The sequence below is a fragment of the Stenotrophomonas sp. TWI809 genome, from assembly GCF_039673205.1.
In the GTDB taxonomy this organism is placed as follows: Bacteria; Pseudomonadota; Gammaproteobacteria; order Xanthomonadales; family Xanthomonadaceae; genus Stenotrophomonas.
Genome location: NZ_JBDJLE010000021.1, coordinates 1 through 17,034 on the forward strand (window position 1 = coordinate 1; position 17,034 = coordinate 17,034).

The 17,034-nt window shown below is 67.7% G+C and carries 14 protein-coding genes; 6 read left to right on the top strand and 8 right to left on the bottom strand.

Features of this window, described 5'->3' with window-relative positions:
- Positions 1-160: 160 nt before the first annotated feature.
- Positions 161-508 (bottom strand): Rieske (2Fe-2S) protein, encoded by a 348-nt coding sequence (locus tag ABE472_RS14795; protein WP_346464003.1) that lies wholly within the window; start codon positions 506-508, stop codon positions 161-163.
- Between the two features lie 179 nt (positions 509-687).
- Between ABE472_RS14795 and ABE472_RS14800 the strand changes: the two genes are divergently transcribed.
- From ABE472_RS14800 to ABE472_RS14815, 4 genes are all read left to right on the top strand, one after another.
- On the top strand, positions 688-963 hold the full coding sequence (locus ABE472_RS14800; protein WP_121039319.1) for a hypothetical protein: 276 nt from the start codon (positions 688-690) through the stop codon (positions 961-963).
- A gap of 108 nt (positions 964-1,071) precedes the next feature.
- Positions 1,072-1,779, top strand: a complete 708-nt coding sequence (locus ABE472_RS14805) for a fumarylacetoacetate hydrolase family protein (protein ID WP_019183922.1) — start codon at positions 1,072-1,074, stop codon at positions 1,777-1,779.
- A gap of 58 nt (positions 1,780-1,837) precedes the next feature.
- Complete coding sequence (gene mscL, locus ABE472_RS14810; protein WP_121039325.1) at positions 1,838-2,251, top strand: large-conductance mechanosensitive channel protein MscL; 414 nt, start codon at positions 1,838-1,840, stop codon at positions 2,249-2,251.
- Positions 2,252-2,469: 218 nt separating this feature from the next.
- Complete coding sequence (locus tag ABE472_RS14815; protein WP_102788178.1) at positions 2,470-3,891, top strand: M28 family peptidase; 1,422 nt, start codon at positions 2,470-2,472, stop codon at positions 3,889-3,891.
- A gap of 323 nt (positions 3,892-4,214) precedes the next feature.
- On the opposite strand, the gene ABE472_RS14820 is transcribed toward ABE472_RS14815, so the two are convergent.
- From ABE472_RS14820 to ABE472_RS14850, 7 genes are all read right to left on the bottom strand, one after another.
- Positions 4,215-5,054: a TrmH family RNA methyltransferase gene (locus ABE472_RS14820; RefSeq protein ID WP_346466529.1), complete on the bottom strand. Its 840-nt coding sequence runs from the start codon at positions 5,052-5,054 to the stop codon at positions 4,215-4,217.
- A complete protein-coding gene (locus tag ABE472_RS14825; protein WP_102788179.1) occupies positions 5,047-6,564 on the bottom strand; it encodes an alanine/glycine:cation symporter family protein in 1,518 nt (505 codons plus the stop codon). The genes ABE472_RS14820 and ABE472_RS14825 overlap by 8 nt, the downstream gene beginning before the upstream one ends.
- Positions 6,565-6,693: 129 nt before the next feature.
- Entirely contained in the window at positions 6,694-9,819 is a 3,126-nt protein-coding gene (locus ABE472_RS14830) for an efflux RND transporter permease subunit (protein ID WP_313210047.1), read from the bottom strand.
- A complete protein-coding gene (locus ABE472_RS14835) occupies positions 9,816-10,913 on the bottom strand; it encodes an efflux RND transporter periplasmic adaptor subunit (protein ID WP_346466530.1) in 1,098 nt (365 codons plus the stop codon). The genes ABE472_RS14830 and ABE472_RS14835 overlap by 4 nt, the downstream gene beginning before the upstream one ends.
- Before the next feature lie 248 nt (positions 10,914-11,161).
- The gene (locus ABE472_RS14840; RefSeq protein ID WP_346466531.1) at positions 11,162-13,219 is read right to left on the bottom strand and encodes a TonB-dependent copper receptor; all 2,058 of its coding nucleotides are present in this window, start codon (positions 13,217-13,219) and stop codon (positions 11,162-11,164) included.
- A gap of 70 nt (positions 13,220-13,289) precedes the next feature.
- Positions 13,290-13,814, bottom strand: a complete 525-nt coding sequence (locus tag ABE472_RS14845; RefSeq protein WP_346466532.1) for a hypothetical protein — start codon at positions 13,812-13,814, stop codon at positions 13,290-13,292.
- 184 nt (positions 13,815-13,998) lie between these two features.
- Positions 13,999-14,982, bottom strand: a complete 984-nt coding sequence (locus ABE472_RS14850) for a LysR family transcriptional regulator (protein ID WP_313219690.1) — start codon at positions 14,980-14,982, stop codon at positions 13,999-14,001.
- Between the two features lie 240 nt (positions 14,983-15,222).
- Here ABE472_RS14850 and cysK point away from each other — a divergent pair, with 240 nt between their 5' ends.
- Both cysK and ABE472_RS14860 read left to right on the top strand, forming a co-directional pair.
- On the top strand, positions 15,223-16,182 hold the full coding sequence (gene cysK / locus ABE472_RS14855) for a cysteine synthase A (protein WP_121039348.1): 960 nt from the start codon (positions 15,223-15,225) through the stop codon (positions 16,180-16,182).
- Positions 16,183-16,420: 238 nt separating this feature from the next.
- A complete protein-coding gene (locus tag ABE472_RS14860; protein ID WP_313210039.1) occupies positions 16,421-17,020 on the top strand; it encodes an O-acetyl-ADP-ribose deacetylase in 600 nt (199 codons plus the stop codon).
- Positions 17,021-17,034 lie beyond the last annotated feature (14 nt).

The window sequence follows — 17,034 nt, forward strand, 5'->3', positions numbered from 1 at the left end:
TTTCGCTCTGTTGCGGGCGCCCCGGCACCCCCCCCCCCTTTTCGCTTCCCCACCCCCCCCCCCCCCCCCCCCCCCCCCACTACCGGTCGCTGGCCGGCATTGAAGGCGTAGCGACCAACGCTCGCTACCTACCCGTGGGCTGGAGACCCACCGGTCGTTGTCACGCCAGCCAGACCTGGCCGTCGCGCACCTGCACCGGCACCGCGCGCAGGCGATCACCGCGGCACGGCCCGGCCACGCAGTCGCCGTTGTCCAGCGAGAATGAGGCGCCGTGCGCCGCGCACACCAGGTGGCCGTCCTTGCTTTTCAGGAACTGCCCCGGGGCCCAGTCCAACCGGCGGCCGGCGTGCGGGCAGATGTTCAGCCACGCGCGCACCTGGTCGCCCTCGCGATACAACACCACCGATTCGCTGTCGCCCTCAATGCTGGCATCGGTTTCGGCGAAACCCCCGTCGGCCATGGCATCCAGGGCAATGAGGGCGGTGGCGGTGGACTCAGGGTGGGACATGGCATCCAGACAGCAGGCAGTGGAGGCACAGTGTCTCACGCGCTCATGTCACTGGCTCCCGGATGAATACAAGTCATTGATTTGCAATGCGCGCGGGGTACGTTTAACGCTTTTTTCACTCAATCACAAAGGCCAGCACGGATACTCGTCCACTGCTGACCTCAGCCAAAAAGAGTGCCATGTACAGCCGCATCTTCCAGTTCAACCAGTTCCGTGCCCTGTTCGCGCCGCGCAAGCCGCGCCACCCGTTGGTGCGCGTTGCGGTCGGTCTGTTGGGCCTGGCGATCCTGGCCGCGCTGGTGTTCGTGGGTGTGTTCGTGGGCGCGGCGATGATCATCGCCGGTCTGGCATGGAAGCTGCTCGCCCAGCGCAAGAGTGCGCGCACCGTTCCGTCGCAGGTCGTGGACGGCGAATACCGGGTGGTCCGCAAGCAGGCCTTGCCGATGTCGCGTTGATCGACGCGCATTCCTCCTGATGACGGCCGCGCCCTGCGCGGCCGTTTCTGTTTGTGGCGGCGGGAAAACGCTCTAGACTGCGGCGAAACCTCTCCACAGGACGCGCGCATGACCGATGTAATTCCCACGCCCGAGCAGCCCCGAATTCCGGTCGCCGGCGGCGGTACCTTCCCGGTGCGTCGCATCTACTGTGTCGGCCGCAACTTCGCTGATCACGCGCGCGAAATGGGTGCGGCCGTGCCGGCCGCCGATGATCGCGGCCGCCCGATGTTCTTCAGCAAGCCGGCCGATGCGATCGTGGTCGGGCATGACGATGTGATCCCCTACCCGCTCGCCACCCAGGACCTGCACCATGAGGTGGAACTGGTGGTGGCGATCGGCAAGGACGCCCCTGCCGGCGAGCTGCCCGTCGATCAGGCCGAGGCGCTGGTGTTCGGCTATGGCGTCGGCCTGGACCTGACCCGCCGCGATCTGCAGGCGCAGGCCAAGGCCAAGGGCCACCCGTGGGATCCGGCCAAGGGCTTTGATCAGTCCGCGCCGGTGAGCGAGCTGGTGCCGGCCGGTGAAGTCGGCGATCTGGCCGCCCTCAATCTGTCGCTGGAGATCAATGGCGAGGTGCGTCAGCAATCACTGCTGGACCAGATGATCTGGAACGTGCCGGAGATCCTGCACGAGCTCTCCAAGCTGTGGGCGTTGCGCGCAGGCGACCTGGTCTTCATGGGTACGCCCTCGGGCGTGGCCGCATTGAAGCCGGGCGACCGTTTCAGTGCACGCCTGGAGAACGTGGCCGAGCGCCACGGCATCATCGCCGGATGACAATCGCTGCGTTACGCTGCGGCGTCATTTGATTCCCCCACTACGACAGGAGAGCCCGATGGGTGTACTGACTGAGTTCAAAGAATTCGCCATGCGTGGCAACGTCATCGACCTGGCGGTTGGTGTGGTCATCGGTGCGGCGTTCGGCAAGATCGTCACCGCGCTGGTGGACAAGATCATCATGCCGCCGCTGGGCTGGATGATCGGCCGCGTGGACTTCTCCGAGCTGGCCTGGACCCTGGCCCCGGCGCGGATTGCCGCCGATGGCAAAGAGATTCCGGCGGTGGTGATCGGCTACGGTGATTTCCTCAACACCGTGGTGCAGTTCGTGATTGTGGCCTTTGCGATCTTCATGGTCGTGAAGTTCATCAACCGCCTGGCGCGCAAGAAGCAGGCCGAGCCGGCCGCCCCGGCGGCGCCGAGTGAAGAAGTGCTGCTGCTGCGCGAGATCCGCGACAACCTCAAGCACTGAGGCAGCAACACCGGTAGTGCCGGCCGCTCGTCGGCAGCACGGATATCCTGCCTCGTGCGGAGCCGGCCAGCGGCCGGCACTACCGATCGAAAGCCCCGCTTTGGCGGGGTTTTCGCTTTTGGAAAACAGTATCCGCCGGGACATGACCTACCGCCCATGTGCGTGCCGGCGAGGCTGGTAAGCTCGGACGCTTCCGCCCCGTTTCCCGGAGTTCGTCCATGCGTCGCCGCGTCCTTGCCATCGCATCTTCCCTCGCCCTGCTGGCCGCGCCCGCATTCGCGGCGACCGGTATCACCACGCTGCCGCCGACGTCGCTGGCCACCGCCGCCGAGCTGCGCGAGCAGGCCCTCAAGGACGACACCGGCTGGAAGGTGGTCGAATCGCTCACCACCGAGATCGGCCCGCGCATCGCCGGCAGTGAAGCCGACGCACGCGCCGTGGCCTGGGCGGTGGCCAAGTTCAAGTCACTGGGCTTCGACAAGGTCTGGACCGAGCCGGTCACCTTCCCCAAGTGGGAGCGCCGCAGTGAGCACGCCGAAGTGATCGGCAAGCATGCCCAGCCGCTGACGGTCACCGCCCTTGGCGGCAGCCCGGGCGGCACGGTGGAGGCCGACGTCGTGCGCTTCGCCGATCTGGCCGCGCTGCAGGCCGCGCCGGAGGGTTCGCTGAAGGGCAAGATCGCCTTCGTCGATTACCAGATGACCGCCTACCGCGATGGCCGCGACTACGGCAACGGTGGCGCCGTGCGCAGCAAGGGCCCGTCCGAGGCGATCCGCAAGGGTGCGATCGGCTTCGTGATGCGCTCGGCAGGCACCGATTCGCACCGCGTGCCGCACACCGGCATCACCCGCTTCGATGACGGCCTGACCCCGGTGCCGGCCGCCGCGCTGTCGGTGCCCGATGCCAACCAGCTGGCACGCCTGGTCGCGCTCGGCAGCACCACGCTGAAGCTGAGCCTGGATTGCGGTTGGGATGGTACGGCCACGTCGCACAACGTGATCGGCGAGATCACCGGGCGCAGCCTGCCCAAGGAAGTGGTGGTGATCGGCGGTCACCTCGACTCCTGGGACCTGGGCACCGGCGCGGTGGATGATGGGGCCGGCGTGGGCATCACCATGGCCGCTGGCCATCTGATCGGCCAGCTCAAGCAGGCGCCCAAGCGCACGATCCGCGTGGTCGCGTTCGCCAATGAGGAGCAGGGCCTGTACGGCGGCAAGGCCTACGCCGAGGCACATGCCAAGGACGTGGTGCGGCACCAGCTGGCCGCCGAAAGCGATTTCGGTGCCGGCCGCATCTATGCCTTCAACACCGGCTCGCCGAACCCGGCCAATTCGCGCGAGGCCACCCGCCAGATCGCCGAGGTGCTCAAGCCGCTGGGCATCGAGTACGCCGCCGACAAGGGCGGCCCGGGCCCGGACGTGGGTCCACTGGCGGCCAAGGGCGGCGCGTGGGCATGGCTGGCGCAGGACGGCAGCGACTACTTCCACCTGCACCACACCGCCGACGACACGCTGGACAAGATCGACCCGGCGGCGCTGGCGCAGAACGTCGCCGCCTACACGGTGTTCGCGTATCTGGCCGCCGAGGCCGACGGCAGTTTCGGCAGCGAAGCCAAGCCGACCACGCCGCCGAACGAGTAATCCCGACACGCAGGCGGCAGGTACCGACCGTGGGTCGGCACAAAAAAAAACCCGGTCGCAATGCGACCGGGCTACCGGGATTCGTCACACCCCACGCGGTGAGCGCCGTACTACTTTCACGGTCCGGAGAAACGGACCGTCGCACTGCGTGGATGTCTCTCCTCATCTACGCAGCACAACGTCCACCCCGCACTGTGCTCAGTTCTCACGTCGAGCGCCATGCGGAAAATCCGAATCGGATGTAGTCACGACGCGTTCGGTGAAACCGATCACACCGCGGGTCCGGCGCAACGCGCCGTTCCCGACAAACGCACACCTTCCGATCAGCGCGAGCGGCTGCCGTACCAGTGCGCCAACAACACCGCCGTCGCCGAAGCGACGTTGAGGCTTTCCACGGCACCGGACCCGGGAATGGACACCTGCAGATCGCAGTCGTCGGCCAGATCGCGGTCCATGCCCTCGCCCTCGGCACCCATCACATAGACCAGGCGTTGCGGCAGCTCCGTGGCGAACAGGTCCTTGCCTCCCTCCACCAGCGTTGCCGCCAGGCCGATGCCGGCCGCGCGCAGCTGCGCCATCGCCTCGGGCAGTTCCGGCAGACGCACCAGCGGCACCGACTCGGCGCCGCCTTCGGCCACGCGCGCGGCCGCGCCGGACAATGCCAGCGTGGACCCCGGCGGCAGCAGCAGCCCGGCCACACCGAAATGCGCCGCCGAGCGCAGGATCGCGCCGAAGTTGTGCGGGTTGCCTACGCCATCCAGCCACAGCGCCAGCACCGGCGCGCCGGCCGGCAACGTGGCCAGCCATTCGTCCAGCTCCAGCATCGGCGCACGCAGCACGTCAGCCACCAGGCCCTCGTGGTGGGTGGTCGCGGCGAGCTTGTTCAGATCGCCGTCTTCCACCACACGGTAACCGACGCGGTTGGCCACGCACCATTTCAGCACCGGCTGCATGCGCGGGATCAGCGACTCGGTCAGGTACAGCTTGCGCAGCGCCTGCGGGCGATGCTCGAACAGTGCCTGCACGGCATTCCAGCCGTACAGGCGCAGCTCGTCGTTGCCGCGGCCGGGCGGCGGCGGCGTGCCACCTTCGCGCGGCGGCAACGGCGTGGCGCGCGGCGGCCGCAAGGACGGACGGCGCGCATTCTTCCAGGGATCATTCACTACGGGACAGCTCCAGCTTGCGTTGACGCCAGAAATCGGCGTTCTTGATGCCAAGTGCATCGGGGTCGAAGGTCGGATCCAGGCCGAGCTTCTTTTGACGTTCGTAGTCGCGCAGGGCCAGCATCGCCGGCTTCTGCACGATCAGGATCGCGATGATGTTCAACCACGCCATCAGGCCGACGCCGATGTCGCCCAGCGCCCACGCCATGCCGGCATTGTGGAAGGCACCGAAGATCACCATGCCGATGATGCCCAGGCGCAGCAGCAGGACGGTCAGCGGGCGCTTGGCGTTGTTGTTGACGTAGGTCAGGTTGGTCTCGGCCATGTAGTAATAGGCCATGATCGTGGTGAAGGCGAAGAAGAAGATCGCGATCGCCACAAAGGCCGCGCCGAAGCCCGGGATGACGGTTTCCACCGCCGCCTGGGCGTAACCCGCGCCTTCAGCGACACCGGCCAGGCCGGCGAACACGGGTGCGCCGCCCGGGACCGGGGAATACACGTTGTAGGTGCCCGCGGCCAGGATCAGGAACGCGGTGGCGGTGCACACCATCATGGTGTCGAAGTAGATCGCGAAGGCCTGCACGTAGCCCTGCTTGGCCGGGTGCGAAACCTCCGAGGCGGCCGCCGCATGCGGGCCGGTACCCTGGCCGGCCTCGTTGGCGTAGATGCCGCGCTTGACGCCCCACTCCACCGCCAGGCCCATCATCGCGCCGAACGCGGCATGCGCACCGAAGGCGCTGCTGAACACCGTGTGGAACATGTCCGGCACGCGGTCGTAGTTGATGATCATGATGACGATGGCCATCAGGATGAAGGCGGCGGCCATGAACGGAACGACCACCTCGGCGAAGTTGGCGATGCGCTTGACGCCGCCGAAGATCACCACGGCCAGCAGCAACGAGACCACGATGCCGATGCCCAGCTTGAGCGCCTGCACCGATTCCAGGCCCATGAACTGACCATCCAGTGGCCCGCACAGCGCACCGCCGCGGCAGGCATTGATGATGCTGTCGGCGATGGCATTGGCCTGCACGCCCGGCATCAGGAAGCCGGCGGCGATGATGGTGGCCACGGCGAAGGCCAAGGCGTACCACTTCAGGCCCATGGCCTTTTCGATGTAGTACGCCGGGCCACCGCGGTAGCGGCCTTCGGCATCCTTGGTCTTGTAGATCTGCGCCAGGGTGCATTCCACATACGAGGTGGACGCACCGAGGAAGCCCATCACCCACATCCAGAAGATCGCACCAGGGCCACCGAAGGCGATCGCGGTGGCCACACCGGCGATGTTGCCGATGCCCATGCGCCCGGCCATGGACATGGCCAGCGCCTGGAACGAAGACACGCCCGCCTCGGATTTCTCACCCTGCACGGTGAGCCGGCACATCTCCACGAACCCGCGGATCTGCATGAAACGGGTACGGGCACTGAAGTACAGGCCTGCGGCAAGACACAGGAAGATCAGGGCTTTGCTCCAGATGATCCCGTTGATGAAACTGACTACTTCTTCCACGCGCTCTCTCCAGTCGGCGGAAACAAAAGGAACGTCCCCGTCGGCTGGGACCCGGTCGATTCTCCACGATCCGCGCCGGACTGCGTAGTGGCAATTTCGATGAATGGGCGGCAATGCCGCCCATTCGGGTCAGGCATGGCCGCCGACCGAGGGGGTTTCCGCTTCCTGGCGGGCCAGTTCACGCGCCACGGCTTCCGGCGAGCGGGTGTACGGGGCCAGCAGCGAGTAGAACGCCGGCACCACGAACAGCGACAGGAAGGTGGACACGGTCACGCCGAAGATCACCACCACGCCGATCGTGCCGCGGCTGGCCGAACCCGGGCCACCGGCCACCACCAGCGGGATCGCACCGACCACGGTGGCGATGGAGGTCATCAGGATCGGGCGCAGGCGCACCATCGCCGATTCGACGATGGCCTGGTGCACGTTGCGGCCCTCATCGCGCAGCTGGTTGGCGAACTCCACGATCAGGATGCCGTTCTTGGCCGCCAGGCCCACCAGCATCACGATGCCGATCTGGCTGAACAGGTTGATCGTGCCACCACTGACATACAGCCCCAGCAGCGCGCCGAGCACGCCCAGCGGCACGGTGAGCATGATCACCAGCGGGTGGATGAAGCTCTCGAACTGTGCGGCCAGCACCAGGAACACCACCAGCAGGGCCATCGCGAAGGTCAGCAGCACGGCGCTGCCGGCGTTCTGGTACTCGCGCGATTCGCCCTTCCAGCTGATCTGCGCATGCTGTGGCAGCTCCTCGCTGGCCACCTGCTGGGCCCAGGCGATGGCCTCGCCCAGCGGATAGCCCGGGGCCAGGCCGGCGTTGATGGTGATCGAGCGCAGCCGGTTGAAGCGGTTGAGGCTGCCGGCTTCGGCCACTTCGCTGAGCGTGACCAGGTTGGACAGCGGGACCAGTTCGCCGCCACTGGCGCGCACGCGGATCGCGGCCAGATCCGACGGCGAGGCGCGGCCGTCGCGGCCGGCCTGGACCAGCACGTCGTACTCCTCGCCGTTGTCGACGAAGGTGGTGACGCGGCGCGAGCCCATCATGGTTTCCAGCGCGCTGCCGATCGCGGTGACCGATACGCCCAGATCGGCCGCACGCTGGCGATCGATGTTCACGCGCATCTGCGGGCGGGTTTCCTTGTAATCCGAGTCCGCACCGACCAGGCCAGGGTTGTCGGCCATGCGCAGCAGCATGCGGTCACGCCACTGCGCGATCTCCGCGTACTCCGGGCCACCCAGCACGATCTGGAACGGCTGGCCCTGGCTGCGGACCAGACCACCCCCGACCTGGGTGCGCACGCGCACGCCCCGCAGATCATTGAGGTGGGTCTGCAGCTCGGCCGCCACATCCGGGGTGGAGACATCACGTTGGCGCCAGGGCTGCAGGAACACGCTGATGCGGCCGGTGTGCATTTCCTCGCTGGAGCCCCAGCCGCCGGGCACGCGCGGGTTGGCGCGCACGATCGGCTCATCTTCGCCGACGAAGCCGGAGACGATCTTCTCGACCTGCTGGACCTGGCCGACGGTGTAATCGAAGCCGGCACCTTCCGGGCCATCGATCATGATCTGGAAGGAGCCACGGTCTTCGGCCGGGGCCAGCTCGGACGGCAGCACCTTGAGCAGCAGCGCGCTGGCCAGCAGCGACAGGATCATCACCACGATGTAGACCCAGGTGCGGGTCACGTGCGCTTCCAGGAAGCGCCCGTAGGCGGCCGACAGCCGATCCAGGTTGCGGTTGATCAGCCCGTGCAGGCCCTTCGGTGCCTGGCCGGTATGCGGCTTGAGCAGCTTGGAGGCCATCATCGGGGTCAGCGTGAGCGACACGAACGCCGACAGCGCCACCGCCGCGGCCAGCGCCACGGCCAGCTCGCGGAACAGGCGGCCGGTATTGCCTTCCAGGAAGCCGACCGGCAGGAACACCGCGACCAGCACCGCGGTGGTGGCGATCACCGCGAACGCCACCTGGGTGGTGCCGCGCTTGGAGGCGACCAGCGGCGGCTCGCCCAGATCGATACGGCGTTGCACGTTCTCCACCACCACGATGGCGTCATCCACCACCAGGCCGATACACAGCACCAGCGCGAGCAGGGTCAGCAGGTTAATCGAGAACCCGAAGGCATACAGCGCGATGAAGGCCGCGATCAGGCAGACCGGCACCGTTACCGCGGGAATCAACGCCGCGCGGAAACTGCCCAGGAACAGCCAGATCACCGCCAGCACCAGCAGCATCGCCTCGACCAGCGTGGCGTAGACGCGATCGACCGCGGCCTCGATGAAGGTGGTGTTGTCGAAGGCCACGAAGATGCGGGTGCCTTCGGGCAGCGTGCTGCTGATCCGGTCGGCTTCGGCGCGCGCTTCGCGGGCGACATCCAGCGCGTTGGCGGTGGAGGTCTTGACGATGCCCAGGCCGATGTTCGGCTCACCGTTGCTGCGGTAGTACGCGCGGCGTTCGGACGAGGCCAGTTCGATCTTGGCGACATCGCCCATGCGCACGACGTACCCATCGGCGCCCTTGCCCAGCGGAATGCCGGCGAAGTCTTCCGGTTTGACGTAGTTGCGCTCCACGCGCAGGGTGAAATCGCGGTCGGCCGATTCGATGCGGCCGGCCGGCAGTTCCACGTTCTCGTTGCGCAGTGCACTTTCCACATCGCCCACGGTCAGGCCGCGCGCGGCGAGCTGGTCGCGGTCCAGCCAGATCCGCATCGCATAGCGCTGGCGGCCACCGATACGCACCTGGGCAACGCCATCGAGGCTGGAGAAGCGGTCGACGATGTAGCGGTCGGCGTAGTCGCTCAGCTCCAGCGTATCCATCGAGGTCGAGCTCATGTTGAGCCAGATGATGGGATCGGCGTCGCTCTCGACCTTGGCGATTTCCGGCGGCCGCGCCTCTTCGGGCATGCGGTCGGCAACGCGGCTGACCGCATCGCGCACGTCGTTGGCGGCCGCTTCGATATCGCGGTTGGAGGTGAATTCGATACTGACCTGCGAGCGCCCGTTGGAGCTGCGCGCGTTGATCGTATCGATGCCTTCGATGCCGGCCAGCGCATCTTCCAGCACCTGGGTGATGCGGCTTTCGATGACCGCTGCCGACGCGCCGGTGTAATCGACCGAGACCGAGACGATGGGCGGATCGATCGCAGGCAGTTCGCGCAGGGTCAAGCGTGTGAATGACATGAAGCCCAGCACGACCAGCAGCAGGCTCATCACCACGGCGAAGACCGGCCGCTGGATGGAAACGTCGGAGAGCTTCATCCGGCAGTGTCCGGTTCGGCCGTCGTAGCGGCGGCCGGCGCGATCGGCGCGACCGGCGCAGCTTCTTCGGCCTGGATCTTCAGCCCCGGGCGCAGCTTGCCGGTGCCGTCCACCACGATGCGGTCGCCGGCGGCGAGCCCCTCACGGATTTCGACCACGCCGCTGCGGCGCGCGCCGGCGGTGATGTCCACGCGCTCCACGACCTGGTCCGGCGTGACCCGGAACACGTAGGAATCGCGCCCGACCTGCACCACCGCGATTTCAGGGATGACCAGCGCCTGGCGCTCGGGGCGGAACATGCGCACATCCAGCAGCATGCCTGGGCGCAGTGCGTGATCGGCATTGATGAAATCCGCGCGCACGGTGACCGCACGCGTGCCCGGATCCACGCGGGTATCGATGGTGGCGACCTGGCCTTCGAAGTTGCGGCCCGGATACGCCACGCTGGTCGCGTTGACCTTGTCACCGGTGCTCAGCGAAGCCAGCTCGGCTTCGGGCACCTGGAAGTCCACGTGCATGCGCTCGATGTCATCCAGGGTGGTGATCGCGGTGCTGGGGGTGACCAGCGAACCGGCGCTGACCTGACGGATGCCCAGCACGCCGGCGAACGGCGCGCGTACCCGGCGGTCGCCGATGTCGGACTGCATTTCGCGCACGCGGGCGTCAGCGGCATCGCGGATGGCGCGCTGCGTGTCCAGCGTGGAGCTGGCCACCAGCTGCTGGGCGGCGAGTTCGCGCTGGCGCTTGTACAGCTGGTCGGCTTCCAGGAACGTGGCCTGGGCCTGCAGCAGCGCAGCTTCCTGGGCTTGCCCGCGCAGGGTCACCAGCGGCGTGCCGGCACTGACCTGCTGGCCACTTTCGAAGTGCACCGTTTCGATGATTTCGCTGACCTTGGCGGTGACCGTCACCGACTCGCGCGCCTTGGCCGTGCCCAGGGCCTGCAGCGTGTCGCTCCATGCCGAAGCCTTCACCACCTGGGTGGTGACCGGTACGGCGTCTGCCTGCCGGCGAGCGGCCTCGTCTTTGCTGCCACACCCAGCCAAAGCGACCAAGGCGATGCCAGCGGCGAAGCGCGCTGCGATGCGTCCCAACATGTAATGCAATCCCGGTTGTTTCTCGACCGCCGAGTGTATAGAGGGGTCGAGCCGGGGCATATGTGCCAAGCGTTTACCGGCCTCTTCACATCTGCCGGTGACGGGCGAAGGCCTTTCCGTGCTGGGGCCTGCGCAGGATGTATCGCCATGTATCGACGCATGTCGAAGTGCGCGGCACGCGCCGGGGTGTCGGCCCCGGCGGCAGCGGGCGCCGGGCGGGCGAGATGTCCCCCGCCCGGCCAACGTGCTCAGTACCGATAATTCACTTTCAGCCAGGCGGTACGGCCGGGTTCGTTGATACGCACCGGATCGGCCGGGAAGCCGAAATCGGCGCTGCCGGCCAGGTTCAGATGCTCGCTGTAGGCGCGGTCGAACAGGTTGTCCACGCCTGCACTGACCAGGAGCGCCTCGTTGACCCGGTAGCTGGCGTTCACGGCCAGGGTGGCGAAGCCGGCGCTGGGGCCGAGATCGCGGGCGACCACGTTGCCCTGCCCCGCCGCGACCCGGCCCTGACGCGAGACCGCGCGTGCCAGCGCCCCCACGGTCCAGCGCTCGCGTTCCCAGACGGTGCTGAGCCGGGCTTCCAGCGGCGGCATCTGCGGCAGTGCGCCGCCATCACTGCGGTTCTGGCCCCAGGCATAGGCCAGCGTGCCGCCGAGTTTCCACTGCTGCGCCAGCTGCCACTCCACGCCCGCCTCGGCGCCGGCAATGCGCGCATCGACATTGCTGGCCTGGCTGGTGCTGCCCATCATGCCGCCGTCGCGGTAGGTGAACAGGATGTAGTCCTGGATGCGCCCGGCATACGCCGAGACCCAGGCGTTGAGGCGATCAGTGCGGTACTGCAGACCCAGATCGAGCTGGGTGGTTTTTTCCGGCTGCACACCGGTGAAGGCGTTGACCGCGCCGGCCGGGCCGAGCGTCGGCGAGAACAGTTCCCAGTAGTCGGGCATGCGCTCGCTATGACCGATACCGGCGTACCAGGTCAGTGCGGGGGCGATATCACGCTCGAACCGGACAAAACCGCTGCCGAGATTCTCGCGCCGGGTCTGCCCGGCAGTCGGATTCGGCATCGCCATCATGCCGCTGGTGGCGCGCTCGTCCTTCACCTCGGCACGGTCCATGCGCAGGCCACCCACCCAGCGCTGGGCAGTGCCCTCGCCCAGGGTGATCTCGGTGAACGCCCCCAGATTCCCGAAGCGCGCATCGGTGCGCCACGGCTGCTCCCGGTACGTGTTGCGCCCCATGGCATTGCGGCTGCGGTGACGGCTGTCCTGCGCGTCCACGCCGGCCACGATGGCGATGTCCTGCCAGCGCCATTCCGATGCGATGCGGCCCCCGGTGGTGCGACGGTCGACATTGGAGCCCATCGGCATCGGCATGCTGCTGGCCGGGTTCGGCGTGCGCAGCGTGTAGTTGTCCATCACGTGGTCGGCGTCGTTGTAGTACAGGTTCGCCTGCAGCCGGTCCCATGCACCCGGCAGATTGTCCTTTTCGAAGCGCGCAGCGTAGCTGGTGCGCTTGAACGAGGCGCCATCCATGCCGCGACCGGCGTAGCGCGCGATCGCATCGCCGGTGCCGGCCGACAGCTCCAGCACGGTATCGGCATCGGGCGTCCAGCCGACGGCGACATCGCTGTTCCACTTACGCCACCTGGAGGGCACTACATCCCCGTTGCCGTCCTTGTAGTCCTCCGATTCGGAGCGGTTGCCGTTGACCCGCACATAGCCCGGCGAAGCGCCGGCGGTGAGATCCAGCACCTGGTCGTTGCGGTTGCGCGAGCCGACCAGCGCGCTGGCGTTGATATCCACGCCCGGCTGATCGAAACGCGGGGTATCGCGCTCGAAGCGCACCGTGCCGGCCGAGGCACCGGCACCCCAGCGCACGCTCTGCGGCCCCTTGATGATGGTCAGCCGATCGAAGGTTTCCGGGGCGATGTAGGACAGCGGGTTGTCCATGCGCGAGGGACAGGCACCGATCAGATTGCCTTCGTTGCTGACGATGTTCAGGCGCGAACCGAACATGCCACGCAGCACCGGATCGCCGTTGGTGCCGCCGTTGCGGATCGCCGAGAAGCCGGGAACCGTCTTCAGATAGTCAGCGCCATCGCTGGCCGGCACCGGCTGCCGCGGCAGGCGCGGATCGGTGACCCAGTGCAGCGGCGAGGAGGGCGCGGTGGCGGTGACCACCAGCGTATCGAGCGTACGGGCGTCGTCGTTGGCGGCATGCAGCGGCAGCGCGACCAGGGCCAGCGACAGGGAAACAGACAGGCGCGTCAGTGCGCCCGCGCTGCGGGAAGAAACAGTCATGGTGGAACTCCAGAAAAGCACGCAGGCACGCGCCGCCATCACGGCGACACGGGCAGAAAGGGCGGTGGTCTCAGGAGAGCGCGGGGGGGCCGCGCGCGGCGTGGGCCGGCCAGCGCAGGCTGCGTGGCGTGCCCACCGCGCGCAGGACGCGTGGTGCGATGACCGGCAGCGCCGGCAGCAGCAGGATCAGCACCGCCAGCCACGGCATCAGCCGCGAGGCCATCATGCAGTACTCGCAGGCATCGCCGTGCCCGGCATGCTCGCTCATCGGTGGCGACGATGCGGGGGTGTCGTGGGCGCTTGGCAGGGCGTGCATCGGCATGGGCTGCATCGCCATGTCATGGCGCGCCATGTCGTGCTGCTGCATGCCGTGGTGGTGCACGTCGCGCCGCGCGATGTCGTGCGGCATGTCGTGCCCGGCGTGGGCATCGGGCGGCACGGGCATCGCGTGGGTCATGCCGGTCGGCATCAGCATCACCGGCGCCTCGGCATGCGCCTGTTGCCAGCGGCTGACCAGCGGCGCCAGCGCCATCAGCAACGTCGCCACGAAGGCAAGCTGCAGAAAGACGGCATACGGGCGACGGCGGACGTTCACCCCGTCATGGTAGCGCCCGAGCGTTGGCCGGCCGACCCGAAGCCCTGCGACCAACCGTCGCATTGGCCCTTTCGAAGCGCCCACCGACCCCCTCAACCGCTCTGGAGAAAAGCCCCCTTCTGTTGAAGGGGGCGCGCCAACGGCGCGGGGTAGAGGGGGAATGCGCGGGCAGCCATCACCGTCGCTAGACGGTGATGGTCTGCGTCAGCGATTCCCACGTCGGCGGCAGCGGCCAGTTGGCTTCCTGGTTGCCGTCGATCACCCGGCGCAGGTCGCGGGTATCGATCTGCGGGGCGAGCACGTGCACCAGCTCCAGCGCGTAATCGCGCAGCACGCGGTCACGCGGCAGCACCGCCCAGGCGATGCACTCGTCGATCGGCGTCGGGGCCGGCCAGGACCGCAGGTCTTCATCGCTGGCGTTGACCGCCATTTCCGCCAGCAGGCCCACGCCAAGACCGGTGCGCACATACGTCTTGATCAGGTCCGCATCGAGGGCGGTCAAGGCGATGTCCGGGGTCAGCCCGGCGCTGGCGAAGGCGCGCTGCAGCGAGGAGCTGCCGCGGGTGGAGGATTCGTAGCTGATCAGCGGGTGGCTGGCGAGCGCCTGCAGGTCCGGCGCGGCGCCCGGGCGGTCCAGCGCGTGCCCGCGCGGCACCAGCACCAGCCGACGCCAGCGGTACAGCGGAATGGCCAGGCCGGCAGTGGGTTCACCGCCGGCGGTGCTGATGATGGCGATGTCCGCGTCGCCCTGGCTGAGCAGGTCCAGCGCGTCGCTTTCGGCAGCCTGCTGCAGATGCACGCTGACCTGCGGGTAGGCCTGCTTGATCCGCGCCACCGCCGGCGGCAGCACGAAGCGCGCCTGGGTATGGGTGGTGGTGAGCACCAGCTGGCCCTGGCTTTCACGGCGCTGGTTGGCGGCATACGTGCGGATGTTGTTGGCCTCGCCAAGCACGGCGCGGGCGCGGCCGATCACTTCCACGCCGGCCGGGGTCACCGCTTCCAGGCTGCGACCCTTGCGCACGAACAGGAGAAAGCCGAGTTCATCCTCCAGCTGCTTGAGCTGCTTGGACAGGCCGGGCTGGGTGGCGTGCACACGGGACGCCGCCAGCGTGATGTTCAGCTCGGCGTCGGCGATGGCGACCAGGTAGCGAAGTTGGGTCAGCGTCATGGGCGGGCGATACGGCGCATGGAGAGGGGGCCATCCGACTGTAGGGCAAATGCCGTCACCAGCTTATAACCAAACGTTGTTTAAGAAGGTAATCAGGTCATTTCGCGCGGTCATATGCCAGCGGTACGGTCTGACCGACCCCGGCCCGGCCGCGCGCGGGCGCCTTGCGCCGCCACCGGCCCGACCCTTTCCCCCTGCCGCACGGCCCCCGGGCGGCAACGACTTCTCCGGAGCATCCCCATGGCCCTGTACGACTCCATCCTGGACACCATCGGCAACACCCCGGTGGTGCGCCTGCACCGTCTCGCCCCCGAGCACGTCACCCTGTATGCCAAGGTCGAGTCGTTCAACCCCGGCGGCTCTGTCAAGGACCGACTGGCGCTGGCGATCATTCTCGACGCCGAAGCCAAGGGCCTGCTCAAGCCCGGCGATACCATCGTGGAAGCGACCTCGGGCAACACCGGCGTGGCGCTGGCGATGGTGGCCGCCGCGCGCGGCTACAAGTTCGTGGCCACGATGGTGGAGACCTTCTCGATCGAGCGCCGCAAGCTCATGCGCGCCTATGGCGCCAAGGTGATCCTGACCCCGGCCGCCGAGCGCGGCTCGGGCATGGTGCGCCGGGCGAAGGAACTGGCCGAGGAACATGGCTGGTTCCTGGCCAGCCAGTTCGCGAACCCGGCCAATCCTGCGTATCACCGCAACACCACCGCACCGGAAATCCTGCGCGACTTCGCCGGCAAGCGGCTGGACTACTTCGTCACGGGCTGGGGCACCGGCGGCACCCTGACCGGCGTCGGCGAGGTGCTCAAAGTGGCCCGCCCGGAGACGCGCATCGTTGCCACCGAGCCGGAAGGCGCCGCCCTGCTCAAAGGCGATGAGTGGAAGCCGCACAAGATCCAGGGCTGGACCCCGGACTTCGTGCCGGAGGTCCTCAACCGCGGTGTCTACGATGAACTGCTGACCATCGACGACGCCCGCGCGATCGAGACCTCGCGCCGGCTGGCGGCCGAGGAAGGCATCTTCGTCGGCATCTCGGCCGGTGCCACGGTCGCCAGCGCGCTGGACATCGCTGCCAAGGCCGCACCCGGCGCGGTGATCCTGGCGATGCTGCCCGACACCGGCGAGCGCTACTTCTCCACCCCGCTGTTTGCCGATATCAACGAAGGCTCCGACGACGACTGGCTGGCCGGTCTGCCCTGATCTGCCCGTTGGTCCGTAGGAACGAAGCGCCCGCCCACATCGGCGGGCGTTTTGCATGGGGCGCTTCATCTGCGGTGAAGCGATCCGGCGGCATCGTGTGAAGGTCAGCCAGCGCTCGGGCGGGTCGCACTGCCTGAGACGACGATGACGCAGCCTAGATGTCCTGCCGGGTAACGTGCAGGTCAGGCACGTCATTCCGTTGTATGGACCCGGTAACAGTCAGTAAGGAGCGGTACGCATGAAGATCGAAGTGTGGCAGGGCGACATCACGACCCTGGCGGTGGATGCGATCGTCAATGCGGCCAACGAATCCCTGCTCGGCGGTGGTGGCGTGGACGGCGCGATCCATCGTGCGGCCGGCCCTCAGCTGCTGGAGGCCTGTCGCGCCCTGCCGGAGATCCGCCCGGGCATGCGCTGCCCGACCGGCGAAGTGCGCGAGACGCCAGCGTTCGAGCTGCCGGCGAAGCATGTGTTCCACACCGTCGGCCCGGTCTGGCAGGACGGTCTGCGCGACGAGCCGGCGCTGCTGGCCAACTGCTACTGGAAATCGCTGCAGCTGGCCGAAAAACTGGATCTGGAATCGATCGCCTTCCCGGCGATCAGCTGCGGCGTGTTCGGCTATCCGCTGCACCAGGCCGCGCACATCGCCGCCACCGAGACCCTTACGTGGCAGCGCTCGCATCGCCAGCCGCGCCGGATCATCCTGGTGGCGTACAACGCGGCGACGTACAAGGCCTACCAGTCGGCGCTGGCCGCGCTGGGGCAGCCGGTCGAGCCGTCAACCTCGGCGATCTTCGCGCCGCTGGCGCTCGGGTTGCCGCCGGCGGCGGCGCACTGAGCAAACCACCGCGC

Bases quoted from the DNA above. Each gene is read 5' to 3' on its own strand.
- ABE472_RS14840 (WP_346466531.1), bottom strand. From the start codon at position 13,219: ATGACTGTTTCTTCCCGCAGCGCGGGCGCACTGACGCGCCTGTCTGTT.
- ABE472_RS14850 (WP_313219690.1), bottom strand. From the start codon at position 14,982: ATGACGCTGACCCAACTTCGCTACCTGGTCGCCATCGCCGACGCCGAG.
- ABE472_RS14860 (WP_313210039.1), top strand. From the start codon at position 16,421: ATGAAGATCGAAGTGTGGCAGGGCGACATCACGACCCTGGCGGTGGAT.
- ABE472_RS14800 (WP_121039319.1), top strand. From the start codon at position 688: ATGTACAGCCGCATCTTCCAGTTCAACCAGTTCCGTGCCCTGTTCGCG.
- cysK (WP_121039348.1), top strand. From the start codon at position 15,223: ATGGCCCTGTACGACTCCATCCTGGACACCATCGGCAACACCCCGGTG.
- ABE472_RS14835 (WP_346466530.1), bottom strand. From the start codon at position 10,913: ATGTTGGGACGCATCGCAGCGCGCTTCGCCGCTGGCATCGCCTTGGTC.
- ABE472_RS14795 (WP_346464003.1), bottom strand. From the start codon at position 508: ATGTCCCACCCTGAGTCCACCGCCACCGCCCTCATTGCCCTGGATGCC.
- mscL (WP_121039325.1), top strand. From the start codon at position 1,838: ATGGGTGTACTGACTGAGTTCAAAGAATTCGCCATGCGTGGCAACGTC.
- ABE472_RS14805 (WP_019183922.1), top strand. From the start codon at position 1,072: ATGACCGATGTAATTCCCACGCCCGAGCAGCCCCGAATTCCGGTCGCC.
- ABE472_RS14815 (WP_102788178.1), top strand. From the start codon at position 2,470: ATGCGTCGCCGCGTCCTTGCCATCGCATCTTCCCTCGCCCTGCTGGCC.
- ABE472_RS14830 (WP_313210047.1), bottom strand. From the start codon at position 9,819: ATGAAGCTCTCCGACGTTTCCATCCAGCGGCCGGTCTTCGCCGTGGTG.